A 25,087-nucleotide genomic window follows, 5' to 3' on the forward strand; every position below is an offset into this window, starting at 1 on the left:
CGTCCGCGTCCGGGATACTAGGGGGGTGTCTGAAACCCTGAACTCCACTCCCACCGCCCCTGAGTCTCAACCTCTGGTCGAGCTCGAGGTCGGGCCGGTCGCGCACGGTGGCCACTGCGTCGCGAGGCTCGACGGGCGGGTCGTCTTCGTCCGGCACGCGCTGCCGGGGGAGCGGGTGCTCGCTCGTCTCACCGAGGAGGGCGACACCGCGAAGTTCTGGCGGGCCGACGCGATCGAGATCCTCGAGCCCTCGCCGGACCGCGTTCCCGCGGCCTGGCCCGCAGCCGGTGCCGGCGGCGCAGGGGGCGGCGAGCTCTCGCACGTCTCCCTGCCGGCCCAGCGTCGCTGGAAGGCCGCGGTCCTCCAGGAGCAGCTCAAGCGGCTGGCCAGCCTTGACCTTCAGGTAGAGGTTGAGGGTGCGCCGGGCGACGACGAGCGCGGTGGCCTCGGCTACCGCACGCGGATCGACCTGGTCGCGGACGACAAGGGCCGTGCCGGCATGCGCGTCTTCCGCTCGCACGACGTCGTCCCCCTCGACGAGATGCCGCTCGCGACCCCGGAGGTCGCGGCGCTCGCCGAGGCCGAGGAGGTCTTCACCCGACGCTGGCGTCCGGGCACCCGGCTCGAGCTCGTCGCCCCTGCCGGCGGCACCGACCCGATCCTGCTCGTGGACGGGGTCGTGTGGCACTCGGGCCACATCGACCGCCGTCCCCACGCGCGCCGCGCCGTGACCGAGACCGTCACGGTCGCGGGCACCGAGCACACCTTCCGCGTCGCGGCCGACGGGTTCTGGCAGGTCCACCGCGAGGCGCCCGCGCTGCTCGCGGAGGCCGTGCTGGCCGCCGCAGGTCCGCTCGAGGAGGCGACCGTCGTCGACCTGTACTCGGGGGCTGGGCTCTTCACGCTCCCGCTCGCCGACGCCGTCGGCGAGACGGGGCGCGTCGTCGCGATCGAGGGCGACGAGCGGGCCGTCAAGGACGCGCGTCGCAACGCGTTCGAGAAGCCCCAGGTCGAGCTCCACCACGGCCCGGTCGAGAAGGTGCTGGCGGCCAAGGACCACGCGGCGCCCACTGCCGACGTCGTGGTGCTCGACCCGCCGCGGACCGGCGCGGGCCGCAAGGTCGTCGACGCGGTCGCCGCGCTCCAGGCCCCGCGCGTCGTGTACGTCGCGTGCGACCCCGCCGCGCTCGCACGCGACATCGCCTACTTCGCGAAGCACGGCTACACGGTCGAGTCCGTCACGGGCTACGACCTGTTCCCGCACACCCACCACGTCGAGGCGATCGCGGTCCTGACGCGCTGACCCGTCCCGGGCGGGCTGCACAGGGGACGTACAGGCACGGCCCAGGTCCGCCCGGGACGCTGGTCTCGCAGCAGGCGGTTCACCTGTCGCCCGGAGAGGATCCGGGCGACGATGGACTGATGTGCCGGGAGCCACCGGCGATGGGCGGAGCGGAAGAGGGCGCATGCAGGTCACCGTGGTCGTGCCGACGTTCAACGAGGGACCGAACGTCGAGGAGCTCGTGGGGCGGCTCGCCGTCGCAGTCGAGGGGATCGACGCGGAGGTGCTGTTCGTCGACGACTCGACCGACGACACCCCCGTGGTCGTCGCGCGCGTGGCCGGGTCGTCGAGCCTGCCGGTCCGGCTGCTCCACCGCGACGAGCCGGTCGGCGGTCTGAGCGGCGCTGTCGTCGAGGGCCTCGGCGAGGCCCGCGGGGAGTGGGTCGTGGTCATGGACGGCGACCTGCAGCACCCGCCGGAGATGGTGCCGGTCCTGCTCGAGACCGCGGCCTCCACGGGGGCCGACATCGTGGTCGCCTCGCGGTACACGGGCAACGGCGACGCGGGCGGCCTCGACGGGCGGTGGCGGCACCTGGTCTCGTCGGCCTCCTCGCTGCTCGCACGCTCGATGTTCCCGGTGCGGCTGCGCAACGTGACCGATCCCATGACGGGGTTCTTCGCGGTCCGCACGACCGCGATCGACGTCGCGGCGCTGCGCCCGCGGGGGTTCAAGATCCTGCTGGAGATCCTGGCGCGCAACAAGGTCGAGGTCGTCGAGGAGCCGTTCGTGTTCGGGGAGCGGTTCGCGGGGGAGTCCAAGGCGACGTTCGCGAACGGTCTGCGCTACCTCCAGCAGCTCACCGCGCTGCGGTTCGGGCGGATGTCCACGTTCGCGCTCGTCGGGGCGTTCGGTGCCGTGATGAACCTGGCGATCATGTGGGGCCTCGAGCAGCTCGGGGTGCACTACATGCCCGCCGCGGTGGTCTCGGCGGCCGTCACGATCGTGACGAACTTCCTGCTGCTCGAGCACTTCGTCTTCCACGACCTGCGCGACGAGGGGCGCAACGTGTGGAAGCGCGCGGCGCAGTCGTTCACGTTCAACGGCATCGAGGCCGCGGTACGTCTGCCGTTCCTGCACTGGCTCGTGGTGCTCACGGGCATGCCGCCGGTCCTCGCCCAGGCACTGACCCTGGTCGTCGCGTTCCTCCTGCGCTTCGTCTTCCACGCCCAGGTCGTCTACCGGCCCCGCAAGAGCGAGCCGGAGCCCGTCGTCCCGCTCACGGGGGAGAAGGCGGCCCCCGCGACCGACGAGGACTGAGCGCGCCGCTCCGTCCGGCGTCCCAGGGCGCGCCGCCCGCCGGAGGGGCCGTCCGTGCGGCCCCGCCTGGGCTGTCATGATGGTCGCCGCGGCCGGCTCCCCGGGCGCGACGACCGGAGGAGGGCCACCAGCATGGGCATCGTCGACAACGCGGTCTACGTCGACGGGCGGCGCACGGCCAACCCGTCGAGCCTCGACGAGACGTTCGAGACCATGCGCGAGCGGCACGGGCTCGCGTGGGTCGGTCTGTACCGGCCGAGCGAGGCCGAGATCCGCGCGGTCGCCGAAGAGCTCTCGCTGCACCACCTCGCGGTCGACGACGCGATCGCGGCCCACCAGCGCCCCAAGCTCGAGCGCTACGACGACAACCTCTTCGTGGTCCTGCGCCCGGCCCGCTACCTCGACGCCGAGGAGCGCGTCGAGTTCGGCGAGCTGCACGTCTTCGTGGGCCCCGACTTCGTCGTCACGGTCCGGCACGCCGAGTCGCCGGACGTGGGGGCCGTGCGCCGCCGGCTCGAGTCCACGCCCGAGCTCCTGCGGCTCGGTCCCGAGGCCATCCTCTACGCGGTGCTCGACCAGGTCGTCGACGAGTACGCCCCCGTGGTCGCGGGGCTGCAGAACGACATCGACGAGATCGAGGACCAGCTCTTCAGCGGGGACCCGGCCGTCTCGCGGCGCATCTACGAGCTCTCGCGCGAGGTCATCGCCTTCCAGCGGGCCACCCATCCCGTCGTGGGCATCCTTCAGTCGCTCGAGCGCGGCTCGGAGAAGTACGGCGTCGACATCGAGCTCCAGCGCAACCTGCGCGACGTGCTCGACCACTCGCTGCGCCTCGCCGAGCAGGCCGACTCCTTCCGGGTCCTCCTGCAGAACGCCCTCATGGTCCAGGCCACGCTCGTGGCCCAGCACCAGAACGAGGAGATGCGACGGCTGTCCGAGACGAGCCTCGCCCAGGGCGAGGAGGTCAAGAAGATCTCGTCCTGGGCGGCGATCCTCTTCGCGCCCACGCTCGTCGGCACGATCTACGGCATGAACTTCGAGCGCATGCCCGAGCTCGGCTGGGGCCTCGGCTACCCGGCGGCCGTCGCGGCGATGGTCGCCATGGGGTTCGCGCTCTACCTGATCTTCAAGCGGCACAAGTGGCTCTGACCCACCCAGGCGGACTGCACCCCGCTCCGACAGGGCAGAACTGCTGCTGACGGGCACAATCGACAGGTGAGCACCTCTGCCGACGACGGCGCCCCCGCGACCGGACCCGACCGCCCGCCGGGCGCCGCGTCGTCGGGCACCGTGACCGCCGGGCCCCGCGGGCTGAGCGCCCAGGAGGTGGCCGCGCGTGTCGAGGCCGGGCAGACCAACCGGACCTCGCAGGCGACCTCGCGCTCGCTCAGCGCGATCCTGCGGTCCAACGTGTTCACGCTCTTCAACCTGATCCTCGCGATCGCCGTGACCCTCGTGCTCCTCACGGGCCGGTGGCCCGACGCGGTGTTCGGGTTCGTCGTGGTCATCAACGCGGGGATCGGGATCGTGACCGAGTACCGCGCCAAGCGGACCCTCGACCGGCTCTCGATCCTCACCGCCCCCTCGGCCCGCGTGGTGCGCGACGGGACCGAGCAGGAGGTCGCGCTCGACGGGGTGGTGCTCGACGACGTGCTGCTCGTGAGCATCGGCGACCAGGTGCCGGCCGACGCCCAGGTGCTCGAGGTCACGGGGCTCGAGGTCGACGAGTCCATGCTCACGGGCGAGTCGCGCCCCGTGCACAAGGCCGTCGGCGACGAGGTGCTCTCGGGCTCGTCCGTGGTCGCCGGGCACGCGGTGTGCCGCGTGGCCCGCGTGGGCGAGGCCGGGTACGCCCAGCGCATCACGGCCGAGGCCAAGAAGTTCTCGGTCGTGCGCTCGGAGCTGCGCGAGGGGGTCGACAAGATCCTCAGGGTCGTCTCGATCGGGATCGTGCCCATCTCGCTCCTGCTGTTCTGGAGCCAGCTCTACTACACGGGCGGCGTGCGCGAGTCGATCGCGGACGGGACGTGGCGCGACGGCGTCGTCGCGGCCGTGGCGGGCGTCGTCGGGATGATCCCCGAGGGGCTCGTCCTGCTGACCTCGCTCAACTTCGCGATCGCCGCGATGCTGCTCGCGCGCCAGAAGGTCCTGGTCCAGGAGCTGCCCGCGGTCGAGATCCTGGCGCGCGTCGACGTGCTGTGCCTCGACAAGACGGGCACCATCACCGACGGGCACGTGGCCCTGACCGAGCTGCGCGCGCTCGAGCAGGTCGAGGGAGCCCGGGAGGCGCTCGCGGCCGTCGCGGCCGACCCCGAGGGCAACGCGACGTCGCAGGCTCTCGCCGAGGGGCTCGCGGACGTCGAGGCCGCAGCCGTGCGCGAGTCGGTCCCGTTCTCCTCGGCCCGCAAGTGGAGCGCGCTGCGCACCGACGCGGGCGCGTTCGTGCTGGGTGCCCCCGAGATCCTGCTCGCGGGGCGGGCGGACGCCCCGGCGACCACGGCGCTCGCGGAGGTCCGCGAGGCAGCGGACACGGGCGCGCGCGTGGTCCTGCTCGCGCACGCCCCGACGGGCCTCCCGCCGACCGAGGCGCCCCTCCCGGAGGACCTCGTGCCCGCGCTGCTCGCGGTGCTGGGCGAACGCATCCGCCCCGACGCGGCCCAGACCCTCGAGTACTTCCGCCGCCAGGGTGTCCGGGCCAAGGTCATCTCAGGCGACAACCCCGACACGGTCGCGGCGATCGCGACCAAGGTCGCGCTGCACGGCGAGGGCGAGCGGGTCGAGGGCTTCGACGCGCGCCGGCTCCCCGACGACCCGGCCGAGCTCGCCGAGGTCGTCGACGCGCACGACGTCTACGGGCGCGTGACGCCCGAGCAGAAGCGCGCGATCGTGCACGCGCTCCAGTCGCGCGGTCACGTGGTCGGCATGACGGGCGACGGGGTCAACGACGCCCTGGCGCTCAAGGACGCGGACCTCGGGATCGCGATGGGCAACGGCGCCCCGGCGACCAAGGCGGTCGCGCGCGTGGTGCTGGTCGACGGGCGGTTCGCGACGCTGCCCGGGGTCCTGGGCCAGGGGCGCCGGGTCATGGCCAACATGGAGCGGGTCGCGAGCCTGTTCCTCGCGAAGACGACGTACGCGGCGATCCTCGCGGTGGCCGTGGTGCTGCTCGTGTGGCCGTACCCGTTCCTGCCGCGCCACATGACCATCGCGGGCTCTCTCACGATCGGCATCCCGGCGTTCTTCCTCGCGCTGCCGCCCAACAACCGGCGCTACCTCGCGGGCTTCCTGCGCCGGGTGCTGAGCTTCGCGGTCCCCGCGGGGGTCGTGATCGGGGCCGTGATCCTGCTCGTGTACGGGTACCTGCGGCCGCTCGTGGGCACGGGCGACGCCCGGTCGGCCTCGACGCTCGTGCTGATCGGGGTCTCGCTGTGGGTCGTGGGCATCCAGGCGCGGCCGCTCAACGGGTGGAAGCTCCTCCTGATCGCCGCGCTCGCGGCGTGCGCGGCGCTCGCGGTGGCGGTCCCGTGGGTCCGCGACTTCTTCGCGCTCCAGGTCCCGACGGCGCAGGAGGCCGTGGTCATCACCGTCGCGGTGCTCGTGGGCTGGGTCGCGATCGAGGCCGTGTACCGGTTCTTCGTCCCGTGGATCCTGCGGTGGCACCGCGCGTGAATATCTTGACGTCAAGATAAATGCGGTATGCTGTGTGTCGGCGGCATTTCGGTGCGTCGCCCGGCCCGGCGTACGCTGGGCAAAGCCCCCAGAACCATCTTGATCGTCATCCGACGACCTGCCACGTCGGGCGTGCGACGTGGGCCACAGAGCCCGCGCGGTGCCCCAGGCGAGGTGGTCGTCACCCACCCTCGCCAGGTAGAAGGAGCAACCGTGAGCAGCGTCGACACGTTCGGGTCGAAGGGAACACTGGAGGTCGGTGAGAACTCGTACGAGATCTTCCGCCTCTCCGCGGTAGAAGGCGCCGAGCGCCTCCCGTACAGCTTGAAGATCCTCGCCGAGAACCTCCTGCGCACCGAGGACGGCGCGAACATCACCGCGGACCACGTGCGGGCGATCGCCGCCTGGGACCCGGACGCGCAGCCCGACACCGAGATCCAGTTCACGCCGGGTCGCGTCATCATGCAGGACTTCACGGGCGTGCCCTGCGTCGTGGACCTCGCGACCATGCGCGAGGCCGTCGCCGACCTCGGTGGCGACCCGTCGCGCATCAACCCGCTGGCTCCCGCCGAGATGGTCATCGACCACTCGGTGCAGATCGACGTCGCGGGTCGCCGCGACGCGTTCGAGCGCAACGTCGAGTTCGAGTACCAGCGCAACCACGAGCGCTACCAGTTCCTGCGCTGGGGCCAGACGGCGTTCGACGACTTCAAGGTCGTCCCCCCGGGCACCGGCATCGTCCACCAGGTCAACATCGAGTTCCTGGCGCGCACCATCATGACGCGTACCGTGAGCACTGCCGGCGGGGACGTCTTGAGGGCCTACCCCGACACGTGCGTCGGCACCGACTCGCACACGACCATGGTCAACGGCCTGGGCGTGCTCGGCTGGGGCGTGGGCGGCATCGAGGCCGAGGCAGCGATGCTCGGCCAGCCCGTCTCGATGCTCATCCCGCGCGTCGTCGGCTTCAAGCTCAGCGGCCAGATCCCCTCGGGCGTCACCGCGACCGACGTCGTCCTCACGATCACGCAGATGCTGCGCCAGCACGGCGTGGTCGGCAAGTTCGTCGAGTTCTACGGCGCCGGTGTCGCGGCCGTGCCGCTGGCCAACCGCGCCACGATCGGCAACATGAGCCCCGAGTTCGGCTCGACCGCCGCGATCTTCCCGATCGACTCGGTCACGGTCGACTACCTGCGCCTGACGGGCCGTTCCGAGGAGCAGCTCGCGCTCGTCGAGGCCTACGCCAAGGAGCAGGGTCTCTGGCTCGACCCGACCGACCCGAGCTACGTCGAGCCGGTCTTCTCCGAGTACCTCGAGCTCGACCTCTCGACGGTCGTCCCCTCGATCGCCGGCCCCAAGCGTCCCCAGGACCGCATCGAGCTGTCGAACGCCAAGTCCGCGTTCGCCCGCGACCTGCCGACCTACGCCCCCGAGGTCGTCGACATGGTCGACGAGGCCGAGAAGGAGTCCTTCCCGGCCTCCGACTCGCCCGCGATCCACGCCAACGGCCGCCGGACAGTCCCGGTCACGGACACCAACGGCAAGCAGTTCGACCTGTTCCACGGCGCGGTCGCGATCGCCTCGATCACGTCGTGCACCAACACGTCGAACCCGTCCGTGATGCTCGCTGCGGCGCTGCTCGCGAAGAAGGCCGTCGAGAAGGGCCTGGAGGCCAAGCCGTGGGTCAAGACCTCCATGGCACCGGGCTCGCAGGTCGTCACGAACTACTACGAGAAGGCGGGCCTGTGGCCCTACCTCGAGAAGCTCGGCTTCCACCTCGTGGGCTACGGCTGCGCGACCTGCATCGGTAACTCGGGCCCGCTCGACGAGAAGGTCTCCGAGGCCGTCAACGAGCACGACCTGTCGGTCGTCTCGGTGCTCTCGGGCAACCGCAACTTCGAGGGTCGCATCAACCCCGACGTCAAGATGAACTACCTGGCCTCCCCGCCGCTGGTCATCGCGTACGCCCTCGCGGGCACCATGGAGTTCGACTTCGAGCACGACCCGCTGGGCCGCAACGAGGACGGCTCGCCGATCTTCCTGCGCGACATCTGGCCCACGCCGGAAGAGGTCCAGGCGACGATCGACTCCTCGATCGACCGCGCGATGTTCACCAAGGACTACGCGGACGTCTTCACGGGTGACGAGCGCTGGCGCGCACTGTCGACCCCCGAGGGCAACACGTTCGAGTGGGACGAGCAGTCCACCTACGTCCGCAAGCCCCCGTACTTCGAGGGCATGTCGGCGCAGCCGTCCCCGGTCACCGACATCTCGGGTGCCCGCGTGCTGGCGAAGCTGGGCGACTCGGTCACGACCGACCACATCAGCCCTGCCGGGTCCATCAAGGCGGACTCGCCGGCCGGTGTGTACCTGGCCGAGCACGGCGTCGAGCGTCGCGACTTCAACTCCTACGGCTCGCGCCGCGGGAACCACGAGGTCATGATCCGCGGCACGTTCGCGAACATCCGCCTGCGCAACCAGCTCCTCGACAACGTCGAGGGCGGCTTCACGTTCAACTTCGTGAAGAACGCTCAGGACACCATCTACGACGCCGCGCAGGACTACGCCGCGGCCGGCACGCCGCTCGTGATCCTCGGCGGCAAGGAGTACGGCTCCGGGTCGTCGCGCGACTGGGCCGCCAAGGGCACCGCGCTCCTGGGCGTCAAGGCCGTCATCACCGAGAGCTTCGAGCGCATCCACCGCTCGAACCTGATCGGCATGGGCGTCCTGCCGCTGCAGTTCCCGGCCGGGGAGTCCGCGGGCTCGCTGGGTCTGGACGGCACCGAGACGTTCGACATCTCGGGCGTCACGGCGCTCAACGAGGGCACGACGCCCTCGACGGTCAAGGTCACCGCGACCAAGACCGACGGCACCTCGGTCGAGTTCGACGCGGTCGTCCGCATCGACACCCCCGGAGAGGCCGACTACTACCGCAACGGCGGCATCCTGCAGTACGTGCTGCGTTCGCTCGTCAACGACTGACGAGCGTCGGCCGCGGTGGGCGGCGTCGTCGGGCCCGGGATCTCCCGGCTGCCCGACGGCGCCGCGCACCCCGCCCAGGACGCACGACGACGGGGCGTCTCACCTTCGGGTGGGGCGCCCCGTCGTCGTTCTCCGGTCAGGACGAGGACTCGCGTGCCCGCTGCGTGAACGTGCCCGCCGTGACGGCTGCGTAGGAGCGGCGCACGATCTCCTCCAGGACGTCGAGGTCGTTGGTCTGCAGGTCCTTGAGGTACACGCACACGAGTCCGGTGGTGTGCGGCCCGAGGCGCGCGAGCAGGTCCTCGTGGGCCCCCGTCCCGTCGGGCAGGTAGACCGTGGACGCGGCCTTGCGCGGGGAGAAGCCGGCCGCCCCCGCGTCGCCCTGGCGCCCGCTCGCGTACTCGTAGTGGTAGTGGCCGAACCCGATGATCGACGGACCCCACATCACGGGCGGCTCGCCCGTGACGCGCTGCATGAGCGCGACGAGCGTGTCCGCGTCGCGGCGGCGGACCGTGTGGGTCACGGTCGCGAGGAACGCGTCCACGTCGCCGTCGTGCGGGCGGGTCTTCGCTTCGGTAGCCATGCGAGCCAGTATCGCGCGGCGGGGGGCCGCGTGCCCGGGACGGGCGCGGTCAGGCGGCGTCCTCGTCGTCCTGCTCCTGCTCGCCCGCGACGAGGAGGTCGATGTGGACCCCCAGGAGCGTGCCGTCGGCCGCGTACGAGCCGAGGACCGGGTACCACCCGTCTCCCCAGCCCGAGTGCGCGAGCACGAGGTTCTCACCGGCCGTGGTGAGCGGCAGGACGATGTTCGCGCACCCCGCCCGCAGGTGCGCGGGATCGTCCATGCGCGCGAACCAGCTCGACTCCGTGCCGTCGTCGAACAGGTCCTCGTACCAGTCGCCCTCGGGCATCGAGGTCTTGACGGCCCGAGCGTCCGCGAACGCGACGGTGCCCGCGTCGACCCCGACGCCGTGGAGCCGCTCGTCGTCCTCACGGTCGTTCGCGTCGGCATCGGCAGCGCCCGAGACGCCCTCGGGCACCATGCCCTCGACGCGCGAGACCTCGCCGTCGGCCAGGACGAGGCTCAGGTAGGCCTCGCGCAGGTGGCTGCCGTCCTGCGCGTCCGAGACGTCGGCCACCGTGACCCGCACCGGGTAGGTGCCCGCGGGGACGGTGACGACGAGCGACTCGCCCAGCGACACGAACGGGTCGCTCGCCTCGAGACGACCGCTGGGCAGGACCAGGTGCCCCAGGTCGTGGACCGTCTGGGCGTACGGCGTGCCCTGGGGGCGACCGGAGGACAGGGCGAAGAACGAGTCGGTGCGTGTCATGCGGCCCACCTTAGGAGCCGCCACTCACAGAGCATCGACGAGGTCGCGGACTCCTCGAGCGGCTCAGTCGTCGCCGAGCACCTGCGCGAGCGTGTGCGCGCCCAGGTCGGCGAACGCCGGGTCGTCGTCCGAGTGGGCCGCGAACGCGGTGCCGAGGACGAGCGCCCAGCCCCGCGCCCGGGCCCACGTCGCGTCGTCGGTCCCGCGACGGGCCGTGACGGCCTCGCGGAACGCGTGGCGTCCCACGGCGTCGAACGTGATCCAGGCGGTCGCGAGGTCCGTGGCGGGGTCCCCGCTGGTCATGTCCCCGAAGTCGACCACCGCCCCCAGGCGGTGGTCACCGGGGGTGAGCACCAGGTTCGCCGGGTGCAGGTCGCCGTGCAGCCACAGCGCCGGCCCGTCCCACGCGGGGACCTCGACGAGGCGGGACCACAGGTCGAGGAGCGCTCCGTCGTCGGGCACCTGGCCCGACGTGAGGCGGCCCCGGACCGACTCGTCGCGCGCAGCCAGGGGGCCGCCGCGGAACGGGTTCGCGGGCGCCTGGGGCGGCGCGGGGACGTGCAGGGCCACGAGGAACGCGGCGAGGTCGCGGGCGAACGCGCGGCGCAGCGCGGGGTCGACCGCGAGGGCGCTCAGCCCGTCGAACCACGGGACGATGCTCCACGACCAGGGGAAGGAGGGGTCCGCAGACCCGTCGGAGGGAAGCCCGACCCGCACGGGAGCGGGGACCGGTACCGGGAGGTGCGGTGCGAGCACCGGGAGCCACTCCTGCTCGTGGCGCACGAGCGCGGCCGCGAGCTCGCGGCGCGGGACCCGCACCGCGAGCTCGTCGCCCAGGCGCAGCACCACGTTGTCCCAACCGTTCGCGACGACCTCCAGGGGCAGGCCGGCCAGGTCGGGGTGCTGGGCGGTGAGCAGGGCGCGCACGAGGTCGGCCGTGACGTCGACCTCCGCGGCGGGCCGCAGTGCCACTAGACCGGCACCTCGACCGTGCGCGCCGCGTCCCACGGCTCGGCCCAGCCGAGCCGGTCCAGGAGCGCGTCGAGGATCGCGCCCGTGAACCCCCACACGAGGTGCTCGCGCCCGTCCGCGGACACCAGGAAGGCGGGGCTCTTGTGCGTGCTGCGTCCCCGGCGCACGACGGCGGTGCGCCGGTTCGCGGGGTCCGTCAGGTCCGCGACGGGCACCCGGAAGACGTGCGCAGACTCGGCCGAGTCGACGACCGCGACCGGTGTGGGCCGAGCCCACCACCCGATCACGGGGGTCACGAGGTGGTTGCTCACGGGCAGGGGGAGCGGGGAGAGCGCGCCCAGGACCTCGACGCCGTCGCGGTCCAGCCCCGTCTCCTCGACGGCCTCGCGCAGGGCCGCGTCGACCAGGTCCGTGTCCGAGTCGTCGAGCCGTCCCCCGGGGAACGAGACCTGGCCCGGGTGGTGGCTGAGCGTCGAGGCGCGGGCGAGCAGCAGCACGTCGAGGTCGGCGGGCACGGGCGAGGCGGGCGCGTCGTCCGTCGGGTCCTGCCCGGACGTGTCACGAGCGGCCAGGACGTCGTCGAGCACGCCGAACAGGACCAGGACCGCGGCCTGCCGCACGCGCGACTCGTCGAGCGTCCCGATCGCGTAGCGCCACGGGCGGGGCCACGGCGAGCCGTCCTGGGCGAGGGCCGCGAGCCCGGCGCGCGCCGAGCCTGCGGTCGGCGGGACCGTCACCAGCCCGCGGGCAGCGGGCGCCCCTCCTCGTAGCCGGCCGCGGACTGGATACCGACCACGGCCCGCTCGGCGAACTCGGTGAGCGAGGCCGCTCCCGCGTACGTGCACGAGCTGCGCAGGCCCGCGGTGATCTCGTCGATCAGGTCCTCGACGCCCGGGCGGACCGGGTCGAGGTACATGCGGGACGACGAGATGCCCTCCTCGTACAGGCCCTTGCGCGCCTGCTCGAACGGGGACCCGCCCGCGCCACGGGCCGCGACCGCTCGGGCCGAGGCCATGCCGAACGACTCCTTGTAGAGGCGACCCGTGCCGTCGTCGTGCAGGTCGCCCGGGGACTCGTGCGTCCCGGCGAACCACGAGCCGATCATGACCTGGGACGCGCCCGCCGCGAGGGCGAGGGCGACGTCGCGCGGGTGGCGCACGCCGCCGTCGGCCCACACGTGCTTGCCCAGCTCGCGGGCCGCGGCCGCGCACTCGAGGACGGCAGAGAACTGGGGACGGCCCACGGCCGTCATCATGCGCGTGGTGCACATGGCGCCCGGCCCGACGCCGACCTTGACGATGTCCGCCCCCGCGGCCACGAGGTCGCGCACGCCCTCGGCCGTCACGACGTTGCCCGCGACGATCGGGACCTGCGGGTCCAGGGACCGCACGGCCTCCAGGGCCTGGAGCATCTTGACCTGGTGACCGTGGGCCGTGTCGACCACGAGCACGTCCACGCCCGCGGCGAGGAGCTCGGCGGCCTTGGCCTTGACGTCGCCGTTGATGCCCACGGCCGCCGCGATGCGCAGGCGCCCCTGGGCGTCCAGGGCGGGGGAGTAGACGCTCGAGCGCAGCGCGCCGCGACGCGTCAGGACGCCCACGAGGCGCCCGTCGCGCACGACCGGGGCGACCTTGCGTCGCGAGCGGTGCAGCTCGTCGAACGCGGCCTGCAGACCGCCCGGACCCGACACGACCGACGCGTCGACGGTCTGCGGCTGGGCCGACATGACCTGCTGGACCTGCGTGAAGCGGTCGACGCCCAGGCAGTCCGCCTCGGTCACGACCCCCACGGGGCGGTCGCCGTCGAGGACCACGGCCGCGCCGTGCGACCGCTTGCCGATCAGGGTCAGCGCGGTGTGCACGGTGTCGGTGGGGGAGACCACGACCGGGGTCTCGATGACCGGGTCCTTGCCCTTGACGTCGGCGACCACGTCCGCGACGACGTCGGTGGGCACGTCCTGCGGGATCACGACGATCCCGCCGCGTCGTGCGACGGTCTCGGCCATGCGGCGGCCCGCGACCGCCGTCATGTTGGCCACGACGAGCGGGATGGTGGTGCCCGTGCCGTCGTCGGACGCGAGGTCGACGTCGAAGCGCGAGGTGATCTCGGAGCGGGACGGGACGAGGAACACGTCGCCGTAGGTCAGGTCGGTGGTGGGCTGCTGGCCCGGCAGGAAGCGCACCCCAGCAGTCTACGGAGGCTGTCGAGAGAGCGAGCGCGGATCGGGTGCCCAGCGCGTGGAGAGGTCGTGATCCGGCCGCTCCGGGCGCGAGCACCCGCCCGGAGCGCCTAGAGTTGTCGGGCTAGTCGAATGGCAGGCGGAACGGAGCGGTTATGACCCTGTTGAGCAGCATCACGTCACCGGAGGACCTCCGGCGGCTGACCCCCCAGCAGGTGGAGACCCTCGCAGCGGAGATCCGCGAGTTCCTCGTCTCCGCCGTGTCCCGCACGGGCGGGCACCTCGGGCCGAACCTCGGCGTGGTCGAGCTGACGCTCGCGATGCACCGCGTCTTCGACTCGCCCAAGGACTCGTTCGTGTTCGACACGGGCCACCAGGCCTACGTGCACAAGCTGCTCACGGGCCGCCAGGACTTCTCCGCGCTGCGCAAGCGCGACGGCATGTCCGGGTACCCCAGCCGTGCCGAGTCCCCGCACGACATCGTCGAGAACTCGCACGCGTCGACCGCGCTGAGCTGGGGCGACGGGATCGCCAAGGCCAACGTCGTGCGCGGCCTGCGCGACCGGCACGTCGTCTCGGTCATCGGCGACGGCGCGCTCACGGGCGGCATGGCCTGGGAGGCGCTCAACAACATCGCCGAGAGCCAGGACCGGCGCCTGGTGATCGTGGTCAACGACAACGGCCGCTCCTACTCGCCGACCATCGGCGGCATGGCGCACCACCTGTCGACGCTGCGCACCACGCGCGGCTACGAGAACTTCCTCGACTGGGGCAAGCGCACGCTCTCGCGCTCGGGCGCCCCCGGCCGGTTCGCGTACGAGTGGCTGCACGGGCTCAAGAAGGGCCTCAAGGACGTCGTCGCACCCCAGGGCATGTTCGAGGACCTGGGCATCAAGTACGTCGGCCCCGTCGACGGCCACGACATCGAGGCGCTCGAGCACGCGTTCGTGCGGGCCCGCTCGTACGGGGCGCCCGTGATCGTGCACGTCATCACCGAGAAGGGTCGCGGGTACACCCCGGCCGAGCAGGACGTCGCCGACCGCTTCCACGCGGTGGGCCAGATCCACCCGGAGACCGGGCTGCCCGTCGCGCCCTCGCGCTTCGGCTGGACCTCGGTGTTCGCCGACGAGATCGTGAAGATCGGCCGACGCCGTACCGACGTCGTCGCGATCACCGCGGCCATGCTGCACCCCGTGGGCCTCGCACCCTTCGCCGAGGCGTTCCCCGAGCGCACGTTCGACGTGGGCATCGCCGAGCAGCACGCCGCGACGTCGGCCGCGGGCATGGCCTTCGCGGGCCTGCACCCGGTCGTCGCGGTCTACGCGACGTTCCTCAACCGTGCGTTCGACCAGGTCCTCATGGACGTGGCGCTGCACAAGGCGGGCGTGACGTTCGTGCTCGACCGTGCGGGGATCACGGGCGAGGACGGCGCGAGCCACAACGGCATGTGGGACATGGCCATGCTGCGCATCGTCCCGGGCCTGCACCTGGCGGCCCCGCGCGACGAGGCCACGCTGCGCGAGGCCCTGCGGCACGCGGTCGACATCGACGACGCGCCCTCGGTCGTGCGCTACCCCAAGGGCGCGGTCGTCGCGCCGATCCCCGCGATCGAGACGCTCGACGGCGTGGACGTGGTCGCCCGCCACGACGCGGTGCCCGCCAAGAAGACCAAGGCTGCGGCCGGCGCGCCCCGCAAGGTCCTGCTCGTGGGCGTCGGTTCCATGACCGGTACCGCGATGGCCGCGGGCGAGGCGCTCGCGGCCCACGGCGTCGAGGTCACGGTCGCGTCCCCGACCTGGGTCCTGCCGCTGCCGTCGGCGCTCGTCAAGCTCGCGGGCGAGCACGACCTGGTGGTCACGATCGAGGACGGCATCGCCGACGGCGGCGTGGGCTCGCTCCTGGGCCAGCGCGCGGTCGAGGCCGGGATCACGGTCCCCGTGGTCCCGCTGGGCCTGCCCACGGTCTTCCTGGACCACATGACGATCGACCAGGTGAGGACGACGCACCGCCTGACGGCGCAGGACGTCACGCGGGACGCGCTCACGGCGCTCGCGCTGCTCTGACGCAGCGGGTCGAGACGCAGGACGGGGCACGGACCGCGCGGTCCGTGCCCCGTCCTGCGCCCTGGGTCGGCTCGACCCCGGGCGGAGCCGGGCCGAGCCCGGCCGCGCAGGGACTCAGGCGAGCGTCGCCTCCGCGGCACGCTCGATCACGGTGCGCGGGTCACCCGACGTGGCGAACCATGCGCGCTGCCGTGCGGCGCCCCCGCCCGTCGACCACAGCCGCCCGAGGAGCTCGGTCACGGCGTCGAGGTCGCCCGCGTCGACGAGCGCCTCGCGCACGTGCGCGACGAGCTGCCCCACGACGTCGTGCGCGGTCGCGGGCTTCCAGGTGAGCGGCGAGACCAGGTCGCCGGAGATCCCCGACCGGCCTGCACGCCACGACGCCGTGCGCAGGAGCTCGGGATGGAGCATGGGCGCGGCCGCGCCCGCCGCGGCCTCGCGAGCGGCGGTCTCCACCAGCCCGCGGGCCAGGGCCGCGAGCAGGGTCGCGGTGTCGGCGTCGAGGCACACGTCCGCGACGCGGATCTCGACGGTCGGGTAGGACGCCGAGAGCCGGGCGTCGAAGTAGATCATCGCGGTGTCGAGGATGGTCCCGGTGCCGACCAGTGCGTCGACCGTGGCGCGGTACGCCTCGGGCGTGCCGAACGAGGGCGCGGGGCCCGCCGTCGGCCACCGTGACCACACCTGGGAGCGGAAGCTCGCGTACCCGCTGTCCTCGCCCTGCCAGTAGGGCGAGTTGGCGCTCAGCGCGAGGAGCGGGGCGAGCCAGGGCCCGATCCGGTCGAGGACCGCGACGCCCTCGGTGTCCGAGGAGACCGCGACGTGGACGTGGCAGCCGCCCGTGAGCTGCTCGCGGGCCGTGAGGCCGAACGCGGCGCGTGCCTCGAGGTAGCGGAGCTTCCCGACGGTCGTCGGGGACACGGGCACGGGTGAGGTGCCGAGCGCGACGATGCGCGCGTCGCGCTGCTCGGCCGCCTTGTTGGCCCGGATGCGCCCGTCGCGGATCTCCTGGGCCAGCTCGGACAGGTCCGCGCAGGGGTGCGTGCCGGTCTCGAGCTGCTCCTCCATGAGCTCGAGCTCGAGGTCGCCCCCGGGGGCGTCGCCGGCCTGGTCCGGGCGCGAGCCGCCCGACGCCCCGAGCCCGGCCTCGGTGGGCCGGCTCGTGCCGGCTGCTTCGATGACCTCGGCCGCGACGGCGCTCGGGACGCCGTCCGGTCCGACGAGGAGGAACTCCTCCTCCACTCCCATGGTTCGCATCGAGGAAGTCTCACACGTGGCGGGGGCCGCTCGCACGCAGGGGGCCCGACGGCGGCGCGCGCCCCGGGCGAGAGGGCGGCGGTCCGGGGCGGGGGAGGTTGCGGGCGCCGACGCCGAGAATGGTCGGTGCGGAAATGCCGGGCCGTTGTTCGCTGCGTATCGTGGATGCTCCTGGCAAGGCGGGAGAAAAAAGCAACCCGGACGCATTCCGCAAGGGACTTTGGTCCCGAGTAGTCACTCGTCGAACGCCCAAGGAAGGGTCATGTGAAGACTGTCACAAGCGGGAATGCTCGGCCCTGCGGAGGTGTTCCAGTAGCCAGAAAGGTTGCAATCTCGCGGTTCTGCCGAGCGTGGCTCAACATCCGACGGTTCACCCTGTGAGCCAGGTGACAGCGTCTTGACCACCCCCGGACCCTCTCGGGGTCGTAGCCTGAAAGGGCGAAGGAGAACGGCAGGACGGCACGGATTTCCCGCGTCGACCAAGGTCTTTACCCCCGCCGCGCAGGCTGCGCGGCGTGGACGTCGAGGAGAGTGATATGACCAGCATTTCCGAGGCTCGCAGCACCACTGGCGGCCAGGACGACGCGACCGTCCCCGCTTGGGCCGGCTTCACCGCGGGTCCCTGGCAGGACACGGTCGACGTGCGCGACTTCATCCAGCGCAACTACACCCCGTACGAGGGTGACGACTCCTTCCTCGCCGGACCCACGGAGCGCACCACAGGCATCTGGGCCAAGCTCTCCGAGATGTTCCCCGCCGAGCGCGAGAAGGGCATCTACGACGTCGACCCCCACACGCCCGCGGGCATCACGGCCCACGCGCCCGGGTACATCGACAAGGACGCCGAGGTCATCGTCGGCCTCCAGACCGACGCCCCGCTCAAGCGCGCGATCATGCCGAACGGCGGATGGCGCATGGTCGAGGGCGCCCTGGAGACCTACGGCTACCCGGTCGACCAGGAGCTCAAGAAGGTCTTCAGCGAGTACCGCAAGACCCACAACCAGGGTGTCTTCGACGTCTACCCGCCCAACGTCCGTGCCGCCCGCAGCTCGCACATCATCACGGGCCTGCCCGACGCCTACGGCCGCGGCCGCATCATCGGCGACTACCGCCGCGTCGCGCTCTACGGCGTCGACCAGCTCGTCACCGCCAAGAAGCTCGACAAGCTCGACCTCGACACGCAGCCGTTCAGCGAGAAGATCGTGCGCGAGCGCGAGGAGCACGCGGAGCAGATCCGTGCGCTCGGCGAGCTCAAGGCCATGGCCGCCTCGTACGGCTACGACATCTCGGGTCCGGCCACCAACGCCCGCGAGGCCGTGCAGTGGCTCTACTTCGGCTACCTCGCCGCGGTCAAGGAGCAGAACGGCGCCGCGATGTCGCTGGGCCGCACCTCGACCTTCCTCGACGTGTACCTCGAGCGCGACCTGGCGAACGGGGTCATCACCGAGGAACAGGCGCAGGAGATCATCGACGACTTCGTCATCAAGCTGCGGATCGTGCGCTTCCTGCGCACCCCCGAGTACGACTCCCTGTTCTCGGGCGACCCGACGTGGGTCACCGAGACCATCGGCGGCATGGGCGACGACGGTCGCCCGCTCGTCACCAAGAACTCGTTCCGCTTCCTGCAGACGCTGTACAACCTGGGCCCGGCTCCCGAGCCCAACATGACCGTGTTCTGGAGCCCGCGCCTGCCCCAGGGGTTCAAGGACTTCTGCGCCAAGGTCTCGATCGACACCTCGGCCGTCCAGTACGAGTCGGACGAGCAGATCCGTCCGGCCTGGGGTGACGACGCCGCGATCGCGTGCTGCGTCTCGCCCATGGCGGTCGGCAAGCAGATGCAGTTCTTCGGTGCCCGCGTGAACCTGGCCAAGACCCTCCTCTACGCCATCAACGGTGGCAAGGACGAGGTCACGGGCAAGCAGGTCTCGCCGGTCGTGGCGCCCGTGCCCGAGGGCCAGCCCCTCGACTACGACGACGTCCGCGCCCGCTTCGACAAGACCATGGACTGGCTGGCCGAGACCTACGTCGAGGCGCTCAACTGCATCCACTGGTCGCACGACAAGTACGCGTACGAGCGGCTCGAGATGGCCCTCCACGACAAGGAGGTGCTGCGGACCATGGCCTGCGGCATCGCCGGCCTCGCGGTCGCGGCGGACTCGCTGTCGGCCATCAAGTACGCCAAGGTCACGCCCGTCTTCGACGAGCGCGGCATCGTCGTGGACTACGTGACCGAGGGCGAGTACCCCGCCTACGGCAACGACGACGACCGGGTCGACGCGATCGCGGTCGAGCTCGTCGAGTCGTTCATGGCGAAGATCCGCTCGCACAAGATGTACCGCGACGCGCTGCCCACGCAGTCGGTCCTGACCATCACGTCGAACGTCGTCTACGGCAAGGCCACGGGCAACACGCCCGACGGTCGTCGTGCGGGCGAGCCGTTCTCCCCGGGTGCCAACCCGATGAACGGCCGCGACACGCACGGCATGCTCGCCTCGGCCCTGTCGGTCGCGAAGCTGCCGTACAACGAGGCGCAGGACGGCATCTCGCTGACCAACACGGTCGTCCCGAGCGGCCTCGGCCGCACCCGGGAGGAGCAGGTCGCGAACCTCGCGGGTCTGCTCGACGCGTCGGTCGGTGGCGACGGCTACCACATGAACGTCAACGTGCTGGTGAAGGAGACCCTCGAGGACGCCATGGAGCACCCCGAGAACTACCCTCAGCTCACGATCCGTGTCTCCGGGTACGCCGTGAACTTCGTGCGGCTCACCCGCGAGCAGCAGCTCGACGTCCTCTCGCGGACCTTCCACGGCGCTCTCTGAGCGCAGATCGGCGGAACATCATGACGACTCTCTCGACGCCCGCAGCCGGCCAGGTGCCCGCGCGTGCCGCCGCCCGCTACGGGGTCGACGGGGTCGCCTCGGCTCCGCTGCCGTGGCGGACCTCCGGTGACGCCCTGGGCCACGACAGTGACCTGGACGCACCGGAGGCCCCCCGCCGCCGGACGGGGGCCGGGGTCTCCGGCCTCTCGACGGCCGAGGACCTCGACCGGCACGACAAGCTCGCGATGATGCGCTCGGGCGAGCTGGGCTCGGTCCACTCGTGGGAGCTCGTGACCGCGGTGGACGGGCCGGGCACGCGCCTGACGGTCTTCCTCAACGGGTGCCCGCTGCGGTGCCTGTACTGCCACAACCCCGACACGCTGCAGATGAAGGACGGCGAGCCGGTCACGGCCGACGAGCTGCTGGCGCGCGTCAAGCGGTACCTGCCGGTCTTCCGTGCCACCAAGGGCGGTCTGACGCTCTCGGGCGGCGAGGTGCTCATGCAGCCCGCGTTCGCCGCGCGCATCCTGGCGGGCGCCAAGGAGATGGGCGTGCACACCACGCTCGACACCTCGGGCTTCCTCGGGGCGAACCTGAGCGACGAGATGCTCGCGAACACCGACCTGGTGCTCCTGGACGTCAAGTCGGGCGACCCCGCGACCTACGAGAAGGTCACGGGTCGTGCGCTCGAGCCCACCCTGACGTTCGGGCGACGGCTCGCCGAGTCGGGCCTGCCCGGCGGGGTCACGGCCGAGCACCCGGTCGAGGTCTGGATCCGCTACGTGCTGGTCCCGGGCCTGACCGACCAGGCCGAGCACGTCGACGTCGTCGCGGACTACGCGGCCTCGCTCAACGAGATCCGGCCCGGCACGGTCACGCGCGTCGAGGTCCTGCCCTTCCACCAGATGGGCCGGGACAAGTGGGAGACGCTCGGGCGCGAGTACGAGCTCACCGACACCCCCGCTCCCGACGTCGAGCTGGTCGACCGCGTGCGTGACCAGTTCCGTGCGAAGGGCCTCACGGTCTACTGACCGTTCGGACCCCGAGACGTGAGCTGTGGCCCCTGGATCGAGCGATCCAGGGGCCACAGCTCACGTCTCGGCGAGGGTGGACGCGAGCCACGGTCCCAGCACGGGCAGCACGGCGTCCGGCTGCATGGCACGGGTGTGGTCGAGCCCGTCGAGCAGCTCCACGTCCCAGCCCGCAGCGCGCAGCTCGGCGGCGTGCGCTGCGAGCGCGCCACCGATGCTCACGTGCACCCCGCCCCACCTCTCGCCGTACTCGATCTCGTCGGCCGTCCCCGCGAACACGAGGCGCGGGCACGTCACGCGGTCCAGCGCGCCTCGGTCGTCGAAGGTGTCGAGGGCCTCGTAGAGCGTCACGAACTGGCGCGTCTGCTCCTCGCCGAGCGTCATGTCGAAGCTCTCCCAGTCGAAGTCCTCGGGGTCCGCCGCCGCGTCGCCCCCGGCGCCGGGAGAGGCGTCCGTCGACTGCGCGCGCTCCTCCTGCCCGACGGCGTCGCTCGTCTCGAGCGGCGCCGTCGGGCCGTCCGTGGGCGCGGTAGGCATCGCCGCGGGGGACGCTGACGTCATGCCGTGCGTCGCGCGCGTGACGGCGAGCATGCCCGCGTACGGGCCCTCGAGCGGCGGGAAGCCGCCCATGGCCAGAGCGGTCAGGCGATCCGTGCGCAGCGCGAGCTGGAGGCCGCTCAGGGCGAGCCACGAGTAGCCGTAGTACGCGAAGGTCTCGGCGCCCGCGGCGTCGGCGATCGCGAGCAGGTCGGCCGTGACGTTCTCCGGGGTCAGCGTGCCCGCCGCCGGGTGGGACATGCGGTGGCCCTCGTAGTCGGCGGCGACCACGCGGAACGTGGGGGACAGGGCGTCGATCAGCGTCCGGCCGAGCGCAGGGTCGACGCCCCACGTCCGGAGCTCGTCCGCCGAGGGCCCCGTGGCCGGGACGGGGTTGACCGGGAGCAGGACCGCCGGGCCGGTGCCGGTGACCTCGACCGTGAGGGTGCTGCCGTCGTGGAGGGTCGCGGTGGCCTCGCGGGACGTGGAGGTGGGTGTGCTCGGTTCGAGGGGCATGGCGAGGTCCTTCCGACGCTGCGCGAGGTGGACGACCACGCTATCGCGCACGCCGGGACGCCGGACCGAAATGCCTGGATCCCCGGCGGCAGATGGTCGAGGATCGGGGGACACCCGTCGACCCGAGGAGAACCCGTGCCTGCTGTCCCCGCCGCCCCGTCCAGCGCTGAGCCGTCGACCCCCGCCGCGCGACTCGTGCGCAGCCCCCGCCTGTCCGACGTCGCCGAGTACGCCTACGCGGCGGTCGTGCCGTCGGGCGTGCGGCTCGTCTACGCCGCAGGCGCGTGCCCGCTCGACGACGACGGCGCGACCGTGGGGGCAGGTGACGTCCGGGCACAAGCCGCCCGGACCATGGCGAACCTGCGGATCTCGCTCGAGGACGCGGGCGCGACCTTCGCGGACCTCGTCAAGACGACCGTGTACGTCGCCTCGACCTCCCAGGACGACCTCGTGGCCGCGTGGGAGGTCGTGCGCGACGCGCTCGCCCCGCACGACCCGCCGAGCACGCTGCTCGGCGTCGCTGCGCTCGGCTACGACGACCAGCTCGTCGAGGTCGAGGCCGTCGCGGCGGTCCGCTGACCTGCCGGCCCGGGCGCCCGGGCATACCGTGGGAAGCATGGACCACCCACCGCAGGCGCCCCTGACCCCGCTGACCGAGGACTGGACGCGGGCGCTCGCGGTCGTCGCTCATCCCGACGACATGGAGTTCGGGGCGGCGGCCGCGGTCGCGCGCTGGACCGGGCAGGGCAAGACCGTGGTCTACACCATGGTCACGAGCGGCGAGGCCGGGATCGACGGGCTGGCCCCCGAGGAGGCGCGCGGCGTGCGCGAGGCCGAGCAGGTCGCGTCGGCCGCGGTCGTCGGCGTCGACGAGGTCGAGTTCCTGGGCCTGCCCGACGGCGTGCTCGAGTACGGTCTGCCGCTGCGGTCGGCCGTCGCGGCGGCGGTCCGGCGGCACCGCCCCGAGGTCGTGATCACGGGCAACTACCGCGAGACCTTCCCGGGCGGGATGCTCAACCAGGCGGACCACATCGCGACCGGTCGCGCCGTCGTCGACGCCGTGCGAGACGCCGGGAACCGGTGGGTCTTCCACGACCAGGTCGAGGCGGGTCTGGAGCCCTGGGGAGGCGTGCGGCAGGTCTGGGTCGCCGGATCCCCCGACGCGGCCCACGGCGTGGACGTGACCGGGACGTTCGACGCGGGCGTCGCCTCGCTCCGGGCGCACGCCGCGTACATCGCCGGACTCGGGTGGGAGCACTTCGACCCGGCCGAGTTCCTCGCGACCATGAGCCGGGCGGGCGGGGCCCGCATGGGCGTCGAGCACGCCACGGCGTTCGAGGTGCTGAAGATGGGCTGGGACGACTAGCGCCGCACCGTGCCCCGCCGGGTCGCGCGTTCGACAGGAGCGCCGCGATCATCTGCCCTACCGTGTGTGAGGGGTACCCGCCCCGAGCCGGTCACGGGAAGGGCAGTGCGATGAGCGACGCTGCGAAGGTTGGTGGGCAGGTCGGTGCCAGGACGGGCGGGGTGCTCGCGGCCACGTGCATCTCGACCCTGGTGGTGAACGCGAACACGTCGGCCGTCAGCATCCTGCTCCCGGCGATCTCCGAGGACACCGGGACGTCCGTGACCACGCTGCAGTGGGCCGTGACCGGATACTCGCTGGTGGGTGCGGCGGTCATCGTCACGTCGGGCTCGTTGGGCGACGTGTTCGGCCGTCGGAGGGTCTTCCAGCTGGGGCTGCTGCTGTTCGTCGCGTCCTGCGTCATGATCGCGCTCGCCGGTTCCGGGGGCATGGTCATCGCCGGGCGCGTGATCCAGGGGGCGGCGGGGGCGACCATCCTGGCCTGCGGGCTCAGCCTCCTCTCGGTCGCGAACTCGGGAGACGCCCAGCTCCGGGCCGTCTCCTTGTGGGGCGCGGCGGCTGCCGTGGGCGCGGCGGCCGGTCCGCTGGTCGGCGGCGTGCTCGTCGACGTGACCGGATGGCAGGGGCTGTTCTGGATCGACGCCGGGATCGCGGTGCTCTGCATGGTCCTCACGGCGCTGACGGTCGCCGAGTCGAGGGATCCGGACCGGCCGAGGACGATCGACTACGCGGGCACCGTGCTCATCGCGCTGACGCTGACCCCGCTCATCCTGGGTGTGACCAAGAGCGGCGACTGGGGCTGGTTCTCGGTGGCCACGCTGGGGTGCTTCGCGATCTCTGTCGGGGCGGCCGTCGCGTTCGTCGTCGTCGAGGGGCGGGTGGCCGTCCCGCTCGTTGACCTCGCGCTGCTGCGCAACCGCGTGCTCGTGGGTTCGACCATCGCGATCCTCATCGGGGCGGGCACGATCAACGGCCTGATGTACCTCCTGAGCCTGTACTTCCAGGACCCCGCCACCTTGGGCTTCAGCCCGCTCCAGGCGGGGCTCGCGACGCTCCCGGCGACCGTGGGGCTCGTGGTGATCGCCCCGCTCGTGCCGCGGCTCGCGGCGAAGATCGGCGGACGGCAGACGATCGGGCTCGGGTTCGCCCTGACCACGGCCGGCTTCGTGCTCGTGGGCTTCGTCGACGCGTCGTGGCTCTACCCCGCATTCCTGCTGCCGTTGGTCGCGATCGCGGTCGGCATGGGCCTGTCCAACGGCCCTGCGTCGGCAGCGGCCACGGCAGCGGTGCCCGAGAACCAGGTGGGAGGAGCGTCCGGGATCTCCAACATGGCCCGGTACGTCGGCGCAGCGGTCGCGACGGCGCTGGCAGCCACCATCTACGGCAACGTGATCGCGTCCCGGACCGCGGCCGGGGCCGTGCAGGGTGACGCGCTGGCCTCGGGGTTGGCTGCCGCCGCGTGGATGATGGCGATCTTCAGCCTCCTCGGCGTGCTCATGGCGGTCGTGATGGGCCGCCACCGCGCGGCGAAGGGGACGCTCGACGACGCCGCCGCGGCGGCCGCAGCGGTCTCCTTCACGTTGCCCACCTCGGCGACCGCGGGACAAACCGGGTCGGACCGGGGCTGAACGGTCGTGCCGGCTCCTCGTCGGCGACTGCGGTTCACGCGATGTGAATGACGTGTGAAGGGTTCCCCGGGCTGCACACTCGAACAAAGGCCTGACCGACGGAGTCGACGGAGGCAGTCATGACCACGCACACCCCC

18 protein-coding genes are annotated in these 25,087 nt (G+C 72.2%); 11 read left to right on the forward strand and 7 right to left on the reverse strand.

The window, feature by feature from the left end; translation table 11 throughout:
* Positions 1-25 precede the first annotated feature (25 nt).
* From OERS_RS04755 to acnA, 5 genes are all read left to right on the forward strand, one after another.
* Entirely contained in the window at positions 26-1,303 is a 1,278-nt protein-coding gene (locus tag OERS_RS04755; RefSeq protein WP_068624839.1) for a class I SAM-dependent RNA methyltransferase, read from the forward strand.
* Between the two features lie 163 nt (positions 1,304-1,466).
* Complete coding sequence (locus OERS_RS04760) at positions 1,467-2,600, forward strand: glycosyltransferase (protein WP_068624842.1); 1,134 nt, start codon at positions 1,467-1,469, stop codon at positions 2,598-2,600.
* 132 nt (positions 2,601-2,732) lie between these two features.
* Positions 2,733-3,749: a magnesium and cobalt transport protein CorA gene (locus tag OERS_RS04765; RefSeq protein WP_056650144.1), complete on the forward strand. Its 1,017-nt coding sequence runs from the start codon at positions 2,733-2,735 to the stop codon at positions 3,747-3,749.
* A 66-nt stretch (positions 3,750-3,815) separates the two neighbouring features.
* A complete protein-coding gene (locus tag OERS_RS04770) occupies positions 3,816-6,269 on the forward strand; it encodes an HAD-IC family P-type ATPase (protein ID WP_248948347.1) in 2,454 nt (817 codons plus the stop codon).
* A 213-nt stretch (positions 6,270-6,482) separates the two neighbouring features.
* Positions 6,483-9,251 (forward strand): aconitate hydratase AcnA, encoded by a 2,769-nt coding sequence (gene acnA / locus OERS_RS04775; protein ID WP_068624844.1) that lies wholly within the window; start codon positions 6,483-6,485, stop codon positions 9,249-9,251.
* A gap of 136 nt (positions 9,252-9,387) precedes the next feature.
* On the opposite strand, the gene OERS_RS04780 is transcribed toward acnA, so the two are convergent.
* The 5 genes from OERS_RS04780 to guaB1 form a co-directional block, all read right to left on the reverse strand.
* The gene (locus OERS_RS04780) at positions 9,388-9,834 is read right to left on the reverse strand and encodes a DUF1801 domain-containing protein (protein WP_068624846.1); all 447 of its coding nucleotides are present in this window, start codon (positions 9,832-9,834) and stop codon (positions 9,388-9,390) included.
* Between the two features lie 49 nt (positions 9,835-9,883).
* On the reverse strand, positions 9,884-10,582 hold the full coding sequence (locus OERS_RS04785) for a DUF4241 domain-containing protein (protein ID WP_068624849.1): 699 nt from the start codon (positions 10,580-10,582) through the stop codon (positions 9,884-9,886).
* 63 nt (positions 10,583-10,645) lie between these two features.
* Positions 10,646-11,554, reverse strand: coding sequence for an aminoglycoside phosphotransferase family protein (locus OERS_RS04790; protein WP_068624851.1), 909 nt, complete (start codon positions 11,552-11,554; stop codon positions 10,646-10,648).
* On the reverse strand, positions 11,554-12,291 hold the full coding sequence (locus OERS_RS04795; protein ID WP_248948349.1) for an NUDIX hydrolase: 738 nt from the start codon (positions 12,289-12,291) through the stop codon (positions 11,554-11,556). The genes OERS_RS04790 and OERS_RS04795 overlap by 1 nt, the downstream gene beginning before the upstream one ends.
* On the reverse strand, positions 12,288-13,736 hold the full coding sequence (guaB1, locus tag OERS_RS04800) for a GMP reductase (RefSeq protein WP_068624853.1): 1,449 nt from the start codon (positions 13,734-13,736) through the stop codon (positions 12,288-12,290). The genes OERS_RS04795 and guaB1 overlap by 4 nt, the downstream gene beginning before the upstream one ends.
* A gap of 152 nt (positions 13,737-13,888) precedes the next feature.
* On the opposite strand from guaB1, the gene dxs reads away from it, so the two are divergent.
* On the forward strand, positions 13,889-15,796 hold the full coding sequence (gene dxs / locus OERS_RS04805) for a 1-deoxy-D-xylulose-5-phosphate synthase (protein WP_056763569.1): 1,908 nt from the start codon (positions 13,889-13,891) through the stop codon (positions 15,794-15,796).
* Between the two features lie 114 nt (positions 15,797-15,910).
* Here the strand turns inward: dxs and OERS_RS04810 are convergent, their stop codons facing one another.
* Positions 15,911-17,044: a carboxylate-amine ligase gene (locus OERS_RS04810; RefSeq protein WP_068624856.1), complete on the reverse strand. Its 1,134-nt coding sequence runs from the start codon at positions 17,042-17,044 to the stop codon at positions 15,911-15,913.
* Between the two features lie 545 nt (positions 17,045-17,589).
* Here OERS_RS04810 and pflB point away from each other — a divergent pair.
* Both pflB and pflA read left to right on the forward strand, forming a co-directional pair.
* Positions 17,590-19,872, forward strand: coding sequence for a formate C-acetyltransferase (gene pflB, locus OERS_RS04815; RefSeq protein ID WP_068624858.1), 2,283 nt, complete (start codon positions 17,590-17,592; stop codon positions 19,870-19,872).
* A 20-nt stretch (positions 19,873-19,892) separates the two neighbouring features.
* A complete protein-coding gene (gene pflA / locus OERS_RS04820; protein WP_082618414.1) occupies positions 19,893-20,903 on the forward strand; it encodes a pyruvate formate-lyase-activating protein in 1,011 nt (336 codons plus the stop codon).
* 60 nt (positions 20,904-20,963) lie between these two features.
* Here the strand turns inward: pflA and OERS_RS04825 are convergent, their stop codons facing one another.
* Positions 20,964-21,956: an alpha/beta fold hydrolase gene (locus OERS_RS04825; RefSeq protein ID WP_068624909.1), complete on the reverse strand. Its 993-nt coding sequence runs from the start codon at positions 21,954-21,956 to the stop codon at positions 20,964-20,966.
* Between the two features lie 135 nt (positions 21,957-22,091).
* Between OERS_RS04825 and OERS_RS04830 the strand changes: the two genes are divergently transcribed.
* The 3 genes from OERS_RS04830 to OERS_RS04840 all read left to right on the forward strand — a co-directional run bounded on the left by OERS_RS04830 (position 22,092) and on the right by OERS_RS04840 (position 24,950).
* Positions 22,092-22,535, forward strand: coding sequence for a RidA family protein (locus OERS_RS04830; protein WP_068624861.1), 444 nt, complete (start codon positions 22,092-22,094; stop codon positions 22,533-22,535).
* 37 nt (positions 22,536-22,572) lie between these two features.
* The gene (locus tag OERS_RS04835) at positions 22,573-23,322 is read left to right on the forward strand and encodes a PIG-L deacetylase family protein (protein WP_068624863.1); all 750 of its coding nucleotides are present in this window, start codon (positions 22,573-22,575) and stop codon (positions 23,320-23,322) included.
* A 110-nt stretch (positions 23,323-23,432) separates the two neighbouring features.
* Complete coding sequence (locus tag OERS_RS04840; RefSeq protein ID WP_068624866.1) at positions 23,433-24,950, forward strand: MFS transporter; 1,518 nt, start codon at positions 23,433-23,435, stop codon at positions 24,948-24,950.
* Positions 24,951-25,087: the final 137 nt, after the last annotated feature.

This window comes from Oerskovia enterophila (assembly GCF_001692445.1).
Taxonomy (GTDB): Bacteria; Actinomycetota; Actinomycetes; order Actinomycetales; family Cellulomonadaceae; genus Oerskovia; species Oerskovia enterophila.

Excerpts from the sequence above, each read along its gene's own strand:
- OERS_RS04760 (WP_068624842.1), top strand. The coding sequence starts at position 1,467 with ATGCAGGTCACCGTGGTCGTGCCGACGTTCAACGAGGGACCGAACGTC.
- OERS_RS04765 (WP_056650144.1), top strand. The coding sequence starts at position 2,733 with ATGGGCATCGTCGACAACGCGGTCTACGTCGACGGGCGGCGCACGGCC.
- OERS_RS04780 (WP_068624846.1), bottom strand. The coding sequence starts at position 9,834 with ATGGCTACCGAAGCGAAGACCCGCCCGCACGACGGCGACGTGGACGCG.
- OERS_RS04785 (WP_068624849.1), bottom strand. The coding sequence starts at position 10,582 with ATGACACGCACCGACTCGTTCTTCGCCCTGTCCTCCGGTCGCCCCCAG.
- dxs (WP_056763569.1), top strand. The coding sequence starts at position 13,889 with ATGACCCTGTTGAGCAGCATCACGTCACCGGAGGACCTCCGGCGGCTG.
- OERS_RS04810 (WP_068624856.1), bottom strand. The coding sequence starts at position 17,044 with ATGGGAGTGGAGGAGGAGTTCCTCCTCGTCGGACCGGACGGCGTCCCG.
- pflB (WP_068624858.1), top strand. The coding sequence starts at position 17,590 with ATGACCAGCATTTCCGAGGCTCGCAGCACCACTGGCGGCCAGGACGAC.
- pflA (WP_082618414.1), top strand. The coding sequence starts at position 19,893 with ATGACGACTCTCTCGACGCCCGCAGCCGGCCAGGTGCCCGCGCGTGCC.
- OERS_RS04825 (WP_068624909.1), bottom strand. The coding sequence starts at position 21,956 with ATGCCCCTCGAACCGAGCACACCCACCTCCACGTCCCGCGAGGCCACC.
- OERS_RS04835 (WP_068624863.1), top strand. The coding sequence starts at position 22,573 with ATGGACCACCCACCGCAGGCGCCCCTGACCCCGCTGACCGAGGACTGG.
- OERS_RS04840 (WP_068624866.1), top strand. The coding sequence starts at position 23,433 with ATGAGCGACGCTGCGAAGGTTGGTGGGCAGGTCGGTGCCAGGACGGGC.